Source organism: Dyadobacter sp. HNCC25DJ185, assembly GCF_056895195.1.
In genome coordinates, this window is record NZ_JBXHAR010000007.1 from 58167 (window position 1) to 75980 (window position 17814).

Here is a 17814-nt window from a genome sequence, read left to right on the forward strand (position 1 = left end):
ATATTGTATTGCTGCGGATCGTGGCCCGCAGCAATGTCTGCCAATTCTTTCCTGCCAAAACTTAATTAATCACAAACAGATAAGCCGGCTGCTGCCCGATTTCCGCGGCGGTTTTCGCAGTTACTTCAATGGCCCCGTCTTTTACTTTCAGGATTTTCTTATTTCCCGCAAACGTGATCTTTGCATTCGGAGCGAGTGTCAAGCCTTCTGGTTTCATGCTTGCAGCCAATTTTTCTCCGGCTTCTGCGAGGTAAAATGCGTAAGTTGTAGTCCCTTTTTTGGTATAAGCCCATTTCCCCTGGCGATATGGTGCCAAAGGTTTGGTGTCATAAATGCCTATGCCATTCACGCTGATCCATTTTCCGATTTCTTCAAGACGCTGATACGCCTCTTCGTGCCATTCGCCGTCGGGTCCCGGGGCTACATTTAGCAACAGATTGCCATTTTTCGCAACAATATCCACCAGGGTATGTACCAGCTTTTGAGTTGATTTGAAATTCTCCTTGGGAATGTAAGACCACGAATCGCCCATCGTCATGCAGGATTCCCAGGGTATCGGCATATAGTGGTCGGGGATGGACTGTTCTGGCGTTACGTAGTTTTCAAATTCGCCGGTAACGGTGCGATCCACTACCAACAGGCCCGGTTGATGGGTCCTTGCCATTTTAGCAATTCTTGCCATATCAATATCCTGATCGTACGGTATCGTTTTTTGCCAGCTGATATTTGGGTCGATCGTACTGAATGGCCTTACCCAACCACCGTCGAGCCACAGAATATCGACGCTGCCGTAATCGGACATCAGCTCCTCTATCTGATTGTAGGTGAAGTCTTTGAACTGCTTCCAGAGCTCTGGGCGCTTTTTAGGATCGTAGGAAACGTTACGGTCTTTCGGCGGGAAATATTTCCACCAATAAGATTCTGTATGCCAGTCGGGTTTGGAGAAATAAGTGCCGGTCATAAAACCCTGGTTGCGAAACGCCGCAAGCACTTCTTTAGTCACATTGCTCTTTGGATTGGACTTGAAAGGCGTATTGGTGATTTTATAATCGGTGTACTTGGAGTCGAACATGGCAAAGCCGTCGTGATGTTTGGTGGTAAACACCACATATTTCATACCGGCGTTCTTGGCGGCGAGCGCCCATCTTTCGGGGTTAAACTTTACGGGGTTAAATGTTTTTGGGATTTCTTCGTAAGCCTTTTTGTATTCGAACCAGTCGTGGGAATGGGGGCCTTTTCTTTCGCACCAGCCTTCGTCCTCAGGGCATAGCGACCAGGATTCTACGATCCCCCATTGGCTATACGTTCCCCAATGCATTAATAATCCAAACTTGATATCCTGCCATTTGCTCAGTTTTTGCTGAACCAGCGGATCGCTCGGCGCAATGTATTTAGAGTGGTCCTGTTCCGAATGTTGTTGGGCGCGTGACAAGCCCGCCCAAAGCAGCCCTGTTAAAAGAACTGCCGCTGATCTTAATTTCATTATTTTGAGATTGTTACGTGTTTTATAGAGACTCCTTCTTGCTTGTTCAGGCAAAATGGCTGCTGGCATTGATCACTTTGCCTTTACCGCCCTGTTCGGTAACGGTATAATTAAAGCCTTTTTGAATCGAATAGGCACCTATTTCACCTTGCTTATTGATTGCAATAAATCCAACCTGGAATGTTTTTGCTTTTTCAGGATTGATTTTAATAATGCGTTCAATCGCTTTTTTACAGGCCTCCATAGGTGAAAGACCGTTTCGCATGAGTTCCACAATGGTGTGGGTCCCGCAAATCCGGATCACTTCTTCGCCCTGGCCCGAGCCGGTTGCAGCGCCCACTTCATTGTCTACATATAGGCCTGAGCCAATGATGGGGGAGTCGCCGATCCTTCCCCGCATTTTGAATCCCATGCCGCTCGTCGTACACATTCCTGAAAGATTGCCTGATGCATCGATAGCGATGGTACCCATGGTGTCGTGATTAAAGGAGCCGTCTTCCAATCGGTTGGGGGCGAATGGTCCATGTCCTTTGGGGTGAGACTGCTGGCGTTCGATATTGATAACCGGTTTATAATCAGCTTTTTTGAGCCACTCTTTGTATGCCTTTTCAGCACCTGGCGAAAGTGCGCCCGACTCAAGCCCAAAGCCGTTTGCCACTGCGAACTGCTGTGCGCCCTCTCCAGCCATAAATACGTGAGGCGTGGTCTCCATCAGTTTGCGGGCCAGCGAGACCGGATGCTTGACCCTCTCTACGAAAGCAACAGACCCGCAATTAAACTTATCATCCATGAGGCAGGCGTCCAGCGTGACGTGCCCGTCACGGTCCGGGTTACCTCCAAGGCCCACACAGCAATTGATATCGTTTTCGATGGCAATGGCAGCCTGCTCCACCGCATCCAATGCTTTTCCGCCCTTTTCCAGAACCGGCCAAGCCGCCCCGTTGGCGATCTGACCGCTATCCCAGGTTGAAACGACCAATGGCTTATTAACGTCGTTGTTTTTTGCAAAAAGCTGATTGATACGGGTTAATGGAAGCGCAAAGGCTGACAAGCGTAAGAAGGACCGGCGGTTGGATTTCATAACGGTAGATTTTATTAAAGATAAAGAGCAGAAACCTGATGAATGTTTGTAAGTTTTTTTAAAAATATCAGAGATAATTAAAAAATTTTTCAAATATACATTCCATGGACTTGCAGGCCAATGAAAATACAAAATTTTGTCAGACCAATTAGATAAGTAAACTTTATATGGGAATTTTATATTTTGTTTGCATCCTATTTGGGAATAACATACGATCGGTACCTGGCTTATTCCTTCACTAGTTTAATGAGTTATAGATGATTCTGGAAATTCGGGACTTACACCAGAAATATGGTGACCGGGAAATTTTGTCGATTGCGTCCTTCGAGATTGAACACGGTATTTACTGGATACAAGGAGAAAATGGAGCTGGCAAATCCACACTTTTCAGGACCTTATCAGGAATGCTGCCTTATACCGGGACTGTTGTCCTCAACGGCCGTTTCGATCTCAAAAAACACCCCGTAGACTACCGGCTGAGACTTAATCTGGGCGAGGCAGAACCTCTTTATCCTTCTTTCCTGACCCCTTTTGACTTGATTCGCTTTGTTGCGGAAGCTAAACGTGCACCGGCCGGCCAAACTGAAATGCTGATTGAGACACTGGGGATCAATTACCTTAAAAGCCCTTTTGGCAGCTGTTCAAGTGGGATGGTCAAGAAGGTCTCTCTGGCCGTCGCATTTCTGGGAAACCCATCGCTTATTATTCTGGACGAACCACTTATTACCATCGATCTGGACGCACAAAGTGCCCTATTTCATCTGATCAGGACACAATACGATTCCGGGGTAACATTCCTGCTCTCTTCCCACCAGCTGTTCCAGCGGGATGGACTGGCAGTAACGAAGACTTATTCGCTGAAAAACAGAACCCTGGTTGACATGACAAAGCCATGAAAACATTGATGTTGTCGACCGTGTCGGCATTTTTCAGACAGAGGGCCGGGATGTTTTTTGTGTTCCTTGGAATTGTTTTTGGGTTTTTAAGCGGTGCGGAACATCATGCTTTTGCCGTGTTTTTCCTGACCGGGTCCTACGGGATGGCTTATCTGTTTGGGATGTGGCTGGCTTACTCGCTGTTATGCTCACAATTTTTGGTGCAAACCTGGAAGCTGCCGGAATATACATTCATCTATCATGTGAGCACCTGGTCACCGCAAAGACGGATTATCAGATTTTTGATCCTTGCACTTGGCTTTTTACAGCCCATCCTTTTTTACGGTGCTTATCTGATTGCGATCTCAATCCAAGACGGGATCGCAGATCGGCTCTGGCCGGTTTTCCCTTTCTATTTCATCCTTTCGTTTGCTATTGCCGTTGTGGCCGAATGGCGTGTCCGCAACCCGGTCTTATATGTTGCCAAAACCAGCAGATCATTTTTCAAATGGCCTTTCCCGCGGCCGGTATCATGGCTGTACTGGGCTTTTGAATGGTTGTTCAGGGAAAGGGGGATTACCTTGCTTGCCGGTAAGCTGGGCGCCATACTGGTTTCTGTGGGAACGATGCTCTATTATAGCACGGATCAGTACGATATACGCCTGCCAGCGGTGGGCCTGTCGCTGGCTTACATGCTTAACCTGGGCATTTCATACGAATTCTTCAAATGGGAAAGCGAGACCTGGCTGTGGGGAAGGTCATTGCCGGTGTCCCATGCGAAAAGATTTGGCAGGACACTGGCGTTTCATGCGATTATTATTTTGCCCGAAACATTCGCGGCTATGCGAAACGTTTCACTGACTATTTTTGAAATAGCCCAGCTTTACGGCCTAGGGCTGGCCTTACTGATATTGTCGCATTTGTTTTTCTACAAAAACGACGGGTTACAGGAAGATTCCATGGGGGCTTTCCTATTCGGCTTTGTGGGGCTGACGCTCCTAATATTGTATAAAGTACCACTTTTGCTGCTCGCGGGTATGGCGTTACTCTTCGGGTTTTTTATATTCCCGAGATGGTATAAGGTGTGAAGCCAGGTCGATCCTTATCCCGGCCTGGCTTCACTCTGGAGTTACTTGGGAGGCATAGATGGCCGCACCTCAATTTTGCTTGGAAGCGTCCGGGCGGGAAGTTTGATCAGATCGGCCACAATATGTCCGATGTCTTCCGGCTGGATTTTCCAGGCATCTTTTTCAGAAGGCTGGTGGTTGCTGAACTCGGTAGCCACAGACCCGGGCATGATGGTCGTTACCTTAACCCCCGCGTTCCTGACATCCATCATCATAGCCTGTGAAAATCCGACAAGGCCGAATTTGCTCGCATTATATGCAGTTCCGCCCGGAAAGAAATTGGTTCCGGCCAGACTGGAAATGGTAATGAAATACCCTTTTGATTCAGTCAGGGCTGCCAGCGACGCTTTGGCGCTGAAAAAGACACCTGTAAGATTAATGTCTATCGTTTCCTGCCACAATTCGGCAGTCAGTTCCTGGATGGGCGCGAAGTGGCCTACGCCGGCATTGGCGATGAAATAGTCCAGCCGGCCCCATTGCCCCACAACGGCGGCGACCGATTTCTCCTGCGAGCTTAAATTCCTTACATCCGATTCGATCCCAATTGCAAAACCTTCACGGATCTGATTGAGCCTGGCAGCGGCCCGATCAGCGTTTTCTTTCGAGCGGCTGGTCACGGCGACCCGAATTCCATCTTTTATGAGCACCTCGGCAATTCCATAGCCGATACCCTTCGATCCGCCGGTTATCAAGGCGGTTTTAATTGATTCTGACATTCAATATATGTTTAATGAACGATACTGTCTTTCAGTAACAGTCTCACATGTCAGAAGGTTTGGAAAAACCGGGGCCAGCTTCGAAATTCTGCATATCACGGGTATTTTTCTGCACCGCGATCGCACCGAAAATGCCCAGCAGGTAGGCAAATGCGTAAAAGCCTTTTTCACTCGGCAGCAGTGTCGCATTCCATAATCCAACCACCAGTAAAACGATGGCAAGGATCACAGAAAACCAGCTGATACCATAGTAGATTGCGGTAACAGCAATGCCTTCAAGCCTGTCCCTCACGCTTTTCTGAACAGAAACTGCGGCGAACAAGCCGTACATGAGCACAGTAAAATAGTAGCCTTTTTCACTTAATAGCATTTCGGACCTCCATAGTCCGATGATAAAACCGAGCATACCTGTCCCGAGTGCGATCCAGGATGCGGCGATAAATGCCGCGGAGGTTTTCTGGGCGTTTACATTGTTCATTGTGTTACCGATTGGGGGTGATGTTTATAGTGATTTTCAAAGATAATATTGATTTCAAGAAAAAGTAACGGCACAGTTTCTCTACTTTGTTTTTTGACGGTCTCTCGCCAATATTCTATTTTTGCCGCTCATAATTCATTTTGACAGAATAATTTTATTTATGAAAATAGTAGAAAATAAGGTAGCGCTGGTAACCGGCGCTTCCCGGGGCATTGGCCGTTCAATTGCGCTGAGGCTTGCAGAGGAAGGCGCTGATGTTGCGTTTACTTATTTATCCAGTGTTGAAAAAGGGGAAGCATTGGCGAAGGAGTTGGAAGCGTTTGGCGTAAGGGCCAAGGGTTATCGTTCGGATGCATCCGATTTCCAGGCAGCCGACCAACTCATCACAGATGTCCTTGCTGATTTCGGAAAGCTCGATGTGCTGGTCAACAATGCAGGGGTTACCCGCGACGGGCTGCTGATGCGTATGAGTGAGGAACAGTGGGACACGGTAATCAATATCAACCTCAAATCGGTTTTCAATCTGACCAAAGCTGCTACTAAAAGTATGATCCGGGCAAAAAGCGGGTCGATTATCAACATTACATCTGTGGTGGGTATCCGTGGCAACGCCGGGCAGTCCAACTACGCGGCATCAAAGGCCGGGATCATCGGTTTTACCAAATCTATTGCCCTCGAACTGGGTTCCAGGAACATACGCTCGAATGCAGTCGCCCCGGGTTTTATAGAAACAGAAATGACCGGCGCAGTAGAGTCCAAAGCCGTGGAGGAATGGAAGCAATCGATACCCATGAAAAGGGGAGGGCAGCCCGAAGAAGTGGCCGACGCCTGTGTTTTTCTCGCATCTGACCTGTCGCGTTATATTACCGGGCAGGTTATTCAGGTGGACGGCGGTATGTTAACCTAGTGTTTTTCTTCGTTTGTAAATAGCTGGCAGTTTTCATTGTATATTGTATCGCTGCCAGCTAGCGATTCCCAATACATGCGGTCCGAACTTATTTTTCAAACTCCTTACTGGTTTATCATCTTCTGTCTGGTCGCAGGCGGCACTTACGCTTTTTTACTTTATCAGCCCGAACCCTCCTGGGGAAGAAGATTGAATTACCTGCTTGCTGGAATAAGGGCTATTACGGTGGCTTTGATCTGCTTTTTGCTGCTGAGCCCATTGGTAAGGAAAACGGAAACAACCGTCGACAAAGCGAAGGTGGTATTTGCGATCGATAATTCGGAGTCAGTCGGCAAGTACGGAAAGGAACTCATGAAACAGGTTTCCAGTGCCTCTGCAGAACTTGCTGAGGCGGGATTCGAAGTAAGTCTGGCTACCCTGGACAAAAGTGCAAATCCAAAAGCTGCGGATTCTGTCAGGTTTGATCAGAACAAAACGGACCTCTCAGGCATGCTGCAAACGATTAAGACCAATTTTGAAGGAAGAAACCTGACAGATGTGATTTTGCTTTCAGACGGAATTGTAAACCAGGGAATTTCTCCGGCGTATAACCGTTTTCCTTTCAAAATCAATACATTGGCAGTCGGCGACTCCGTGCCCGATCTTGATATACGGATCAAAGATGTGATCAGTAACCGGATCGCATACCTGGAAAACGAATTCCCGATCAGAGCAGAAATTGTGGCAAACGGATTGGCTGGCAAGTCGACAACGGTTTCATTGAAGCAGAATGGAAAAGTAATCCAAAGCCAGACGGTCGTGATCGATCGACCCGACTATTTCAAGGTATTTGAATTCAAAGCATCGTCCAATCAAAAAGGTGTTCAGCACTATACTCTGGAATTGGGCGGCGTATCTGGGGAGACGTCCAGCAGGAATAACAGAAAGGATGTTTACATTGACATTATTGATGGAAGGCAAAAGATATTGCTGATGGCACTGGCGCCGCATCCTGATATCAAAAGTATTCGCAGCATTGTCGAAGCCAATGATCGTTACGAATTGGATATCAACATCCTGTCTATTTCAAATAATCCTCCTGCCAGCACCAGGCCATACGATCTGGTCATTCTGCACCAGATCCCCAATGTGCTTGGTTTAGGGAATCCTCAGGTCAGAAAATTCGTTGATTCCAAAGTTCCCTTGTTCTTCATTTTGGGCAACCAGTCAGCAGTTCCTTTGGCCAGCACGCTGAATAGGTCGTTATCGATCAATACCTCCAACAACCAGGTTGATAAGGTTACAGCGAGATATAATCCTTTATTTCAGTCACTTAACTTTGATCCGGAGAGTCTTCGGTTATTGGAAAGGCTGCCGCCTTTGTCGGTCCCGTTTGGTGAATATAACCTTTCGCCGGGCACCGAAACCATTTTATATCAAAAGGTTGGCACCCTAAACACGAATAAGCCGTTGCTCGTTTTGAATACAAGTGGTGAACAAAAAGTAGCTGTGCTTGCCGGGGAGGGATTGTGGCAATGGCGCCAGGAGGAATTTGCCCAGACCAGCAAGCAGGACGTAGTGGATAATCTTTTTCAGAAGCTAATCCAGATACTCTCTGTCCGGGAGGATAAACGTAAATTCCGGGTTTACCCGATCCGTAATGAGTTTGAGGCTGGTGAACAGGTTGTTTTCCAGACAGAGATTTACAATGATATTTATGAACCTGTTTTTGGTCAGGAAATAACATTAAGTCTGACTGACGAGAAAGGTAAGGTTCGGCAGTTCACTTACACCCATACCAAGGAATCGCCCAGGTTCAGTGCAAGCGGGCTTGCTGAAGGAGTATACCGCTATCATGCATCGGCTACATTACGTGGCGGGCCGGAAAGAGTCGGTGGTCAGTTTGTGATCCGAAACGTGGATCTGGAAGCTAATAACACCACGGCCGATTTCGGGATGCTCAGGGAGCTGGCTGGCAGGTCGGGCGGTGCATTTCTCGCACCAACTACGCTAGCAAGCTTTGTCAATAAATTGATTGCCGACCGACCGGCTGACCGCCTCGACAGCAGCGAAGAAATGGTCGAACTGATTTATATAAAATGGCTATTTTTTCTGTTGGTCGTGCTGATGGGCGCCGAATGGGGATTAAGGAAATACCATGGCGGATATTAGTAAATCATTGCAGCCGGTATTTTTCGGCCATTTTTTCATTTGCCTGATTCTTTCCAATCCGCTTGCTTCCCTGGCTCAAGAGCCCTTGATGACCGCCGATTCGGTGCGAAATGATTCGATTCAACAAGTCCATCCCGACTATAAGTTGCTGCGCGGAATGTTTGCGGCACAGTCTGTACTTTACCTTGGGAGCATTTATGGATTGAGCAAATCCTGGTACAAAAACAAGCTTACTCACTTCACGATCAAGGATGATACCAGTGAGTGGCTTCAAATGGACAAAATGGGGCACGTTTACACATCCTATCAAATTGCCCGCCATACAGCAGCACTTTATAAAAAAACAGGAATTTCGAAGAGGCAAATGCTGGTCTATGGAGCGATTTCGGGGATCATATTTCAAACCCCGATCGAAATCCTGGACGGTTTTTCGCCCGATTACGGCTTTTCACCCGGAGATATGGTGGGTAATATCCTGGGCTCGACGATTTTTCTGGGGCAGGTGGCGCTTTGGGATGAAATAAAGATCCAGCCTAAATACTCTTTTCATTATACGTCTCTTTCCCGCGTGAGGCCTGAATTACTGGGCAGCAACCGTTACGAAAGCTGGCTAAAAGATTATAATGGTCAAACTTATTGGCTTTCAGCGAGTCCGGGATCTTTTTTTAAAGGAAGCAAATGGCCCGCATGGCTCTGTTTTTCCATCGGTTATGGGATACATGATATGGTGAGCGCCGAAAAGGACAAAAGCATAGCAATGGGTTACCGGCCCTACCGGCAATATTATTTTTCGCTTGATATTGACCTGACCAAGATCAAAACGAGAAGTAAATTTGTTCGCACCATTGGGTTTCTGGCCAATTCCATTAAGATCCCTGCTCCTGCTTTACAGATCAGCAAAAAGGGAATTGACTTTAAGCCGTTTTATTTTTAGAAAATAATTGATAAAAGCCATGAATATTGGAGATAAAGTGAGACTGGTCCATGGACGCGAAGAAGGGATTATTTATGCCTTTTTGCCCGGGAATGTAGTCGAGATTGAGATTGAGGATGGATTTCGCATACCTGTGCTCCGCAATGAGATTGTGACCATCTCGCCGGTTGAATCTCAGCGTATGGTTAAAGAACCAGATACAAAAAAGATTGGTGCACAGCGCGATACGATTGCCCCAAGACAACTACCGTTTGCGGAAAAAGGAATTTACCTGGCATTTATTGCAGTGAATGATCGCGCCCTTACCGTGCATGTGATCAATAATTCGGACTGGATTTTACCTTTCACGGCGGTCGCGTCGACTGACCTGAAAAGCACCGGTCTCGCAGCGGGTACGCTTCAACCCAGGTCATCCCATAAACTTACCGAGATACTGATCAAAGACTTCGAAACCTGGCCCGTTTTCGACTTTAAAATGCTGTATTACAGGGAGGGTGTATATACCCTGCCGCAAGCGCTGACCAGAAGGATAAAATGCAGAGCGCAATCTTTTTATAAAAATAAAAAGAAGGCCCCACTATTGGACAAGGAGGCTTTTGTATATCAACTGGATGAAGAAAACTTGAAAACCGACGAGTCTGTCAGCCCGGATAATCTTTCCAATGTACTAAAAACGAGTATGCTGGGTGGCGGACTCGCCGAACAGAATAAGGTCTCGAAACCGGACCAGGTGATTGATCTCCACATCGAAAAGCTGGGAAAAGATCCCTCAAAACTTTCCAATGATGCAATCCTGAAAACACAGCTCGATGCTTTTGAAAGCAATCTGGAGAAAGCTATTGCCAATGGGATGGAGGAAATAACGTTTATTCATGGTGCCGGAAGCGGGGTATTGAAGAACGAACTTCACCGGCGACTAGGTAAAAATCAACATGTTCATTATTTTAAAGACGCTCTCAAAGAAAAATTCGGATACGGTGCAACCCTCGTCAAGATCAAATAAGCCGCTCATTAAATGTTTTTACCTGCTGATTGTTTCAGCTATCGCGTTGAGCCAATGGCAATGTCGTTCAAAAAGTACCTCATCCCCCAAAGCGCCTATGGAAGAATATAAGTATTCGGATAAGGAAATACAGAACGAAAAACATCTGTCGATACTGAATATCCCGGTAGAAATACCAGTATCGGAACTGGAAAATCAGATCAATACCCGCATAAAAGGCCTGATTTACGAAGACAATAGTTATGAGGACGATAACAATGATAACCTCAAAGCAAAAGTTTGGAAAATAAGCCCGATAAAGGTCGTTGCCATCGATTCCTCGTTTCTTTTCGAGGTCCCCTTGAAAATTTGGGTAAGCGCAGGTTATAAGATTAGTCCGCTGGGCCTCACGATGTCGGGCTACAAGGATACCGAATTTTCAATACGCATTCGGCTGATTTCTAAAATAGGTATTTCGCCTAATTGGCAAGTCAAATCTGAAACTTATGTGGACAGCTACGACTGGATCAGCGAACCCAGCGTCAAGGTCGCTGGCATAAGCATTCCGATTAAAAGCATGGCTAGTCGTTTGCTAAACAAGAACTTCGATAAAATTACTGACGCGATTGACGAGGAGGTTGCCAATAATCTGGAACTCAAAAAGAATGCAGAGCTTGCCTGGAACATTGCACGACAGCCAGTACTATTGTCGCCTGAATACAATACCTGGCTGGTTGTTACTCCCAATGCCGTTGTTATGACACCATTATTGGCGAAAAACAATGTTCTGCGATCGGTCATTGGTTTTAAGGGTTATACACAGACGATCACATCAGTTACCAAACCTGCGATATCCGGGATACAAAAACTGCCTGATCTTCAGATCGTCGATAAGGTTACAGAAGACTTCAAAATCGGATTGATAAGTCTGGTTTCCTACGAAGACGCGGCCAGACTTGCTACTGCAAAATTTGCGGGGGAGAAATTTTCGTTTTTGGGAGGGAAATATAACGTGGAAGTTACTTCGGTTGAAATGTATGGACAGAACGACAGGCTCGTTATCAAGGCGGGTCTGAAGGGAAATATTACAGGAGATATCTATTTGAAAGGGGTTCCTTACTATGATCCAGTTACCCAGCAATTATCGCTTAAAGGACTTGATTATGACTTGGATACCCGAAATACTATAGTCAGGACAGCCGGATGGCTTCTACAGGGACAGTTCAGCAGGATGATGGAAAAAAGAATGGTTTTTCCTGTGGGAGACCAAATAACCGAGGCAAAAAAAACGATTCAGAAAGCTTTGGCAAATTATAAAATTACCGAGGGGATCACCCTCAAAGGAACACTGTCTGATATTGCGCCAGACAAAGTTTATTTGACTCCAAAACACCTTTATTCAGTTGTATTTGCTAATGGTAAAGTAAATTTAAGGGTCGATGGGTTGAAAGGAATTTAGTTTAAAATTTGCATAATAATCAGTGCAGTTACTATATTTTTTTAGTTTTTATAGTATATTGACTGCTGTTGGAAAGAAAGTATTTCTTAGCTTTGTGCACAGAGGAAAGGTTTAAGCTGTCCTACCGCCGCGGTTTCGCCGGGGAGGAAAGTCCGGGCAGCGCAGAGTACCGTACTTCCTAACAGGAAGGCAATAGATTGGCGACGATTTATTGACAGCCAGTGCCACAGAAATGATACCGCCTTGGCATGTTTTTTATATATCAAGGTAAGGGTGAAATGGTGGAGTAAGAGCCCACCGCCCGTCCGGGTAACCGGCGGGGCACGGTAAACCTTACGGGCTGAAAGATCAAATAGGTGTTAATTTGTGGGGCTACTCGTCCCCGTTCTTCCGAACGTTAACACGGGTAGATCGTTAGAGATTTCAGGTGACTGGGATCCTGGATAAATGGTAGGAGTTCTTGCAGATTTGCAAGAAAACAGAACCCGGCTTACAGGCTTACTCCTTTTTCTGATTTTAAGTTAAATAATAAGTGCTATATTGAGTCACATAACGCGTGTTTCCCATGAAGAAAAAGAACCTTTACGTTGCTTTGATTTTTTTCTCCCTGCTAAGTCTTAATACGTATGCTCAAAACAGAACGTATGACGGGCCTAACAAAATGAATACCTGGTCCATCACAGGTTACGGGGGGATTACAAAATTCTTCGGTGATATTAAAGAATATGACTTTAAACGTGGTGACAACGAAAAACTTACAGGTGGCTGGGGTCTTTCGATCAATAAACAATTGTCCCCTCTTTTCGGTATTCAACTAACCGGGTTTAATGGACAACTTCAGGGATCCAAGAAAAACCAGTTCAGCTCTCTTACTGGTGAAACTTATGATGTTTTCTTCAACAGCCCGTCTTTTGTGCAGGCTACGATCGATGGAACTCTTAATGTGAATCGCCTTCTTTTTGGCTATAAAAAGTTAAGAAGATGGAAAGTTGATGCGCATCTTGGAGCTGGTATCATTTATTACCACACCGATCTTACAGCGACTAACACCAATCCTGCTAGCCAGTGGTTTGGAACTAAATGGGAAGTATCGACGAACACAGACGGAAGTTCTAAAACTGCCGGTAAATGGGAACGCAACGGATCTACTTACACTAGAGAATGGGTGATACCAGCTGGTTTAGCTATCCATTATGAGCTGACACCACGTTTCGATTTGGGCCTTGATTTCACTTATAACTATGTGAATACAGAGAAAATGGATGCAACGGTGGGTGATTTGAGCGATTACCGGACGCAACAAGGTATTTGGACATTTGTTAAAGGTGAATCCAAAAACGACGGATGGGGAATGGCTTCGATTGCTTTAACTTACAAGCTAGGTAAAAATGCGGTGATGTCTAAAGATGGCAAATACGATGCTTCAAAAGGGCGTTACCACCTGCGATGGGCCAATCCTGAGGCACTTATCCCGGTTCCTTACAACCCAACGATGGACGATGCAGATTCAATTGCAAAAGCCAATATGCCTAAGCCGGTTGATCCACGTCTTTATACCGATTCTGACGGCGATGGTGTTGCAGATCTTTTTGACAAAGAACCAAATACCCCGATTGGAAGCGTAGTTTCCGGTGGTGGTGTGGCATTAGATCTTGATAAAATTATCAGAGACGCAATCAAAAACAATCTGCCGAAAGACGAGTGCGAGGCTCTTTTCAGCAATATCGAATTTGATACTGACAAAGCGATTATCCGCAATGCATCGAAAGAGACTTTGGCCAAAGTGGTTGAATTATTGAACATGCGTACCAATTGCCGCATCGTTCTTGTGGGTCATACAGATGCCCGTGCTTCTGATGCATATAACGTAGCGCTTTCACGCCGCAGGGTTGATGCAGCGAAAAGATTCCTGGTTCGCGCTGGTCTTACTGACCCAAGCCGTATCATTGTAGAATACTACGGAGAGTATCGCCCGATTGCAGAAAATACCACAGTGGAAGGGTTGCAATCCAACCGTCGTGTTGAGATTAAAGTGCTTCCAAACAATACAATCCGCTCGACTTACCCTGCCGGTTTCCGCAGATAATAAGAGCTCAAAGAGTTAAAGAGAGGGAGGTAAGTATTTACCTCCTTTTTTTATGCCTAAGTATTAAGTGTAAAAAATAAATTAAGTACCTTTGCACCCTGTTTAATCAAGGGACGAGCTCCCTGCAAAAAATCTAAAATGGCAGTTAAAATCAGATTAGCGCGTCGCGGACGCAAGAAGAAAGCGATTTACGATATCGTAGTCGCAGATGCCAGAGCACCACGTGATGGTCGCTTCATCGAAAAATTGGGTATTTATAACCCAGGTACAAATCCGGCTTCCATCGTTCTGGAATCCGACAAAGCGGTTGATTGGCTTTTGAAAGGTGCACAACCAACTGATACAGCGCGTTCTATTTTGCAACATGAAGGTGTCTTGTTAAAAAAACATTTGCAGGTTGGTGTGATCAAAGGAGCGATTACCCAAGAAGTAGCAGATGCTCGTTTTGATGATTGGAAGGGATCGAAAGACGGTCGTAAGGCAACGGCAGCTGATAGTCTGACTCAGAAAAAGGACGCTGAAAAACAAGCTAAGCTGGATGCTGAACGCAAGGTGAACCAGGATCGTGCAGATGCAATCGCGAAGAAAAATACGCCTCCTGCTGAGGAAGTAGCAGAAACAGAGGTTGCTGAAGAAATAACTGATGCAACCGAGACAGACGCTCCTGCGGAAGAGTCTGCCGAATAATTTAAAATATTAATATCTTTTATGGGTCTGTCGGTGTTCCGTACAGACTCATACTGTTTTTGACCATATTTATATTTCAAAGTGACACAGGATAATTGCTATTTGCTGGGCTATATTGTTCGTACCCACGGTACTGCCGGTAACGTGGTGATCTATTTGGATGTCGACTATCCTGACGATTACGACGATCTGGAATCGGTGTATGTAGAGATCAAAGGGGAATTGGTGCCTTACTTTGTGGAAGACATCAATTTGCAAAAGCAGAACAACGCAATTGTGCGCTTTGAGGATGTCAATACAATTGAAAAAGCGCAAGTATTGGTAGGAAGTTCATTGTATTTGCCTCTTGAAGAGTTGCAGGAGCTAGGTGATGAAGAATTTTATTACCATGAAATTAAGGGATTTACAGTCATAGACGAGGTGAAAGGCGAATTAGGTGTAGTAAGAGAAGTATATTCATTGAACGGACAAGACCTTATTGCAATGGAATATCAGGACTCGGAAGTTTTGATTCCAACCGCTCGTGATATTGTTTTGAAGGCAGATAAAGAGAAAAAGCACCTGTTCGTCAATCTGCCTGACGGGTTGCTAGAAGTGTATCTGAGCAACGATTCTGATACCGAAAATATACCTGATGATGCGGATTGATATCCTAACCTGCGTTCCCAATCTGCTGGGTAGTTTCTTTGCACATTCTATTTTGAAACGGGCTCAGCAGGGAGGTTTTGTGGAAGTAATCGTTCATGACATCCGTGATTATTCGACCAATAAGCACAGAACGATTGATGATTATGCCTTTGGAGGCGGGGCCGGAATGGTTTTGCAAATCGAACCGATTGCTCAATGCATTCGTACTCTACAGAACGAGCGGAATTATGATGAGGTGATCTATTTGACACCAGACGGGGAGTTGATGCAGCAGAGGATGGTCAACCAGCTATCATTGAAGGGTAACCTGATCATGCTTTGCGGGCATTATAAGGGTGTGGACCAGAGGGTGAGGGATCTTTTCATAACCAAAGAAATCAGCATTGGCGACTATGTGCTTTCTGGTGGGGAGCTGGCCGCAGCCGTATTATCGGACGCAATTATCCGGTTACTTCCAGGGGTACTGAACGACGAAACGTCGGCACTTACAGACTCTTTTCAGGACAGTTTACTCGCGCCTCCGGTGTATACCAGGCCCGCTGACTATGAAGGCAACAAGGTCCCTGAAATCCTGATGTCAGGCCACGAGGCAAAGATAGAAGAATGGCGTTACGAGCAATCCATAAAACGGACGCGGGAACGCCGGCCTGATTTGCTGAAATCTTAGAAATCGAGGCTGCAATTGATCCATTCGTTGTCGAAATTGGTGCCGTATTTTCGGTAAAATCCCACTGCGGAAGTATTCCAGTCTAATACCTGCCAAAGCATTCCGGTGCATCCTGTCTGTTTGGCTGCAGCAACTGTCGCATCAAATAGAATTTTTCCGATGCCATTGCCACGCATTGCTTCGGTCACGATAATATCTTCCATATAAAGCCTTTTTCCCTTCCACGTCGAGTATCTGAAATAATACAGGGACAATCCGATGATCTTTGAATCCGATTCGGCTACAAAGAAATCGTAAAGCTTTTCATTGTAGTCGCGGGTCATTTTTTCAACGTTATTAGTAACCTGGTTCAATGCCCTTTCGTAAACGGCCAGTTCTTTTACCAATTCAAAGATCGCTGGTATATCTGCTGCTGTACCTTGCCGGGTGGAGATCGTCATATGAAATATTTATCGTTAAAACGTGTCTGGATGTAAAATATACTACTTCCTAATGAGAGTTTACATAGTTTTCCCACTTTTCAATGATCGCCTGAAAATTTTCGGGGAGCTCCGTATCAAACTGTATCCATTGCTTTGTACCGGGATGGGTAAAGCCCAGGGACTTGGCATGAAGGGCCTGTCCCGGAAGTAAATTAAAGCAACTTTCGACCATTGTCTTATATTGGCTGCTCGTGACACTGCGCAGGATTTTGTCGCCTCCATATGTAACGTCATTGAAGATAGGATGGCCGATATGCTTCATATGTGCGCGTATCTGATGCGTCCGGCCCGTTTCCAGGTTACACCTGATCAGGGACACGTATCGCATCGGCTTAATCACTTCGTAATGGGTAACTGCGTGTTTGCCCTGGCTGCCGTCTGTGAAGATTTCCATAACGCGTCGGTCCTTAGCACTTCGGCCGATATTCCCCGTAATGGTTCCTTTCTCCTGTTTTGGTACGCCCCAGATTAGCGCATAATATGTCCTCTCAATCGTGTGGTCGGAGAATTGTTTGGCAAGAAATGACATTGCAAACTCTGTTTTAGCAATCACAAGCAACCCGGATGTGTCCTTGTCGATCCGGTGTACGAGGCCTGGGCGGCCTTCACCGTTTCGTCCTGTAGGTAACTGCTGGAAGTGATATACCAAGCCGTTGATCAAAGTTCCTGTCCAATTGCCAAATGCCGGATGGACTACCATTCCTACAGGTTTGTTGACGATCAGCAGTACATTATCCTCGTAAACAATGTCCAACGTGAGATTTTCCGGGATGATTTCGGTGTCCCTCGGAGGCTGTGGTAGAGAAAGCGTAATAATGTCGAGTGGTTTTACCTTGTAACTCGCTTTTGAAGGTAATCCATTTACTTTTACTGCTTCAGCTTCAATTCCGTTTTGTATTTTTGTTCTGGAAGCATTGGCAACATGCAGGTTTAAGTATTTGTCCAGTCTGATCAGGCTCTGGCCTTTGTCAGCCACAATTCGATAGTGTTCAAACAAATCATCTTCTTCGGAGGTAATCTCAACGCTATCTTCGGACATTTTAATTCTGGA

Annotated in this window: 17 protein-coding genes and 1 other RNA gene; 12 read left to right on the plus strand and 6 right to left on the minus strand. The window is 45.8% G+C overall.

The window, feature by feature from the left end; translation table 11 throughout:
• Positions 1 to 61: 61 nt before the first annotated feature.
• Both AC1XUF_RS20250 and AC1XUF_RS20255 read right to left on the minus strand, forming a co-directional pair.
• Positions 62 to 1483: an alpha-L-fucosidase gene (locus AC1XUF_RS20250; RefSeq protein ID WP_483343649.1), complete on the minus strand. Its 1422-nt coding sequence runs from the start codon at positions 1481 to 1483 to the stop codon at positions 62 to 64.
• 46 nt (positions 1484 to 1529) lie between these two features.
• A complete protein-coding gene (locus AC1XUF_RS20255; protein ID WP_483343650.1) occupies positions 1530 to 2564 on the minus strand; it encodes an isoaspartyl peptidase/L-asparaginase family protein in 1035 nt (344 codons plus the stop codon).
• A 257-nt stretch (positions 2565 to 2821) separates the two neighbouring features.
• Here AC1XUF_RS20255 and AC1XUF_RS20260 point away from each other — a divergent pair, with 257 nt between their 5' ends.
• Both AC1XUF_RS20260 and AC1XUF_RS20265 read left to right on the plus strand, forming a co-directional pair.
• Positions 2822 to 3460 (plus strand): ABC transporter ATP-binding protein, encoded by a 639-nt coding sequence (locus tag AC1XUF_RS20260; RefSeq protein ID WP_483343651.1) that lies wholly within the window; start codon positions 2822 to 2824, stop codon positions 3458 to 3460.
• Positions 3457 to 4527 (plus strand): hypothetical protein, encoded by a 1071-nt coding sequence (locus tag AC1XUF_RS20265; RefSeq protein ID WP_483343652.1) that lies wholly within the window; start codon positions 3457 to 3459, stop codon positions 4525 to 4527. Before AC1XUF_RS20260 ends, AC1XUF_RS20265 begins: the two co-directional genes overlap by 4 nt.
• Before the next feature lie 41 nt (positions 4528 to 4568).
• Here the strand turns inward: AC1XUF_RS20265 and AC1XUF_RS20270 are convergent, their stop codons facing one another.
• Both AC1XUF_RS20270 and yiaA read right to left on the minus strand, forming a co-directional pair.
• Complete coding sequence (locus tag AC1XUF_RS20270) at positions 4569 to 5282, minus strand: SDR family oxidoreductase (protein WP_483343653.1); 714 nt, start codon at positions 5280 to 5282, stop codon at positions 4569 to 4571.
• Between the two features lie 43 nt (positions 5283 to 5325).
• Entirely contained in the window at positions 5326 to 5760 is a 435-nt protein-coding gene (gene yiaA, locus AC1XUF_RS20275; protein WP_483343654.1) for an inner membrane protein YiaA, read from the minus strand.
• Positions 5761 to 5920: 160 nt separating this feature from the next.
• On the opposite strand from yiaA, the gene fabG reads away from it, so the two are divergent.
• From fabG to trmD, 10 genes are all read left to right on the plus strand, one after another.
• On the plus strand, positions 5921 to 6667 hold the full coding sequence (fabG, locus tag AC1XUF_RS20280; RefSeq protein ID WP_483343655.1) for a 3-oxoacyl-[acyl-carrier-protein] reductase: 747 nt from the start codon (positions 5921 to 5923) through the stop codon (positions 6665 to 6667).
• A 75-nt stretch (positions 6668 to 6742) separates the two neighbouring features.
• Entirely contained in the window at positions 6743 to 8818 is a 2076-nt protein-coding gene (locus AC1XUF_RS20285; RefSeq protein ID WP_483343656.1) for a VWA domain-containing protein, read from the plus strand.
• Positions 8805 to 9752, plus strand: coding sequence for a DUF2279 domain-containing protein (locus tag AC1XUF_RS20290; protein WP_483343657.1), 948 nt, complete (start codon positions 8805 to 8807; stop codon positions 9750 to 9752). The genes AC1XUF_RS20285 and AC1XUF_RS20290 overlap by 14 nt, the downstream gene beginning before the upstream one ends.
• 19 nt (positions 9753 to 9771) lie before the next feature.
• Positions 9772 to 10755, plus strand: a complete 984-nt coding sequence (locus AC1XUF_RS20295; protein WP_483343658.1) for a Smr/MutS family protein — start codon at positions 9772 to 9774, stop codon at positions 10753 to 10755.
• 97 nt (positions 10756 to 10852) lie between these two features.
• A complete protein-coding gene (locus AC1XUF_RS20300) occupies positions 10853 to 12193 on the plus strand; it encodes a DUF4403 family protein (RefSeq protein WP_483343659.1) in 1341 nt (446 codons plus the stop codon).
• A 108-nt stretch (positions 12194 to 12301) separates the two neighbouring features.
• Positions 12302 to 12702, plus strand: an RNA gene (gene rnpB, locus AC1XUF_RS20305) — RNase P RNA component class A.
• 56 nt (positions 12703 to 12758) lie between these two features.
• On the plus strand, positions 12759 to 14279 hold the full coding sequence (locus tag AC1XUF_RS20310; RefSeq protein WP_483343660.1) for an OmpA family protein: 1521 nt from the start codon (positions 12759 to 12761) through the stop codon (positions 14277 to 14279).
• Positions 14280 to 14417: 138 nt separating this feature from the next.
• Positions 14418 to 14966, plus strand: coding sequence for a 30S ribosomal protein S16 (locus AC1XUF_RS20315; protein ID WP_483343661.1), 549 nt, complete (start codon positions 14418 to 14420; stop codon positions 14964 to 14966).
• Positions 14967 to 15047: 81 nt separating this feature from the next.
• On the plus strand, positions 15048 to 15614 hold the full coding sequence (rimM, locus tag AC1XUF_RS20320) for a ribosome maturation factor RimM (protein WP_483343662.1): 567 nt from the start codon (positions 15048 to 15050) through the stop codon (positions 15612 to 15614).
• Positions 15604 to 16281 carry a tRNA (guanosine(37)-N1)-methyltransferase TrmD gene (trmD, locus tag AC1XUF_RS20325; protein ID WP_483344038.1) on the plus strand — a complete coding sequence of 226 codons (678 nt, stop codon included), beginning with the start codon at positions 15604 to 15606 and terminating at the stop codon, positions 16279 to 16281. The genes rimM and trmD overlap by 11 nt, the downstream gene beginning before the upstream one ends.
• Here the strand turns inward: trmD and AC1XUF_RS20330 are convergent.
• Both AC1XUF_RS20330 and AC1XUF_RS20335 read right to left on the minus strand, forming a co-directional pair.
• Positions 16278 to 16721 (minus strand): GNAT family N-acetyltransferase, encoded by a 444-nt coding sequence (locus tag AC1XUF_RS20330; RefSeq protein WP_483343663.1) that lies wholly within the window; start codon positions 16719 to 16721, stop codon positions 16278 to 16280. The two genes, trmD and AC1XUF_RS20330, sit on opposite strands and share 4 nt — an antisense overlap.
• 49 nt (positions 16722 to 16770) lie before the next feature.
• On the minus strand, positions 16771 to 17802 hold the full coding sequence (locus AC1XUF_RS20335) for an RluA family pseudouridine synthase (RefSeq protein ID WP_483343664.1): 1032 nt from the start codon (positions 17800 to 17802) through the stop codon (positions 16771 to 16773).
• Between the last annotated feature and the right edge of the window lie 12 nt (positions 17803 to 17814).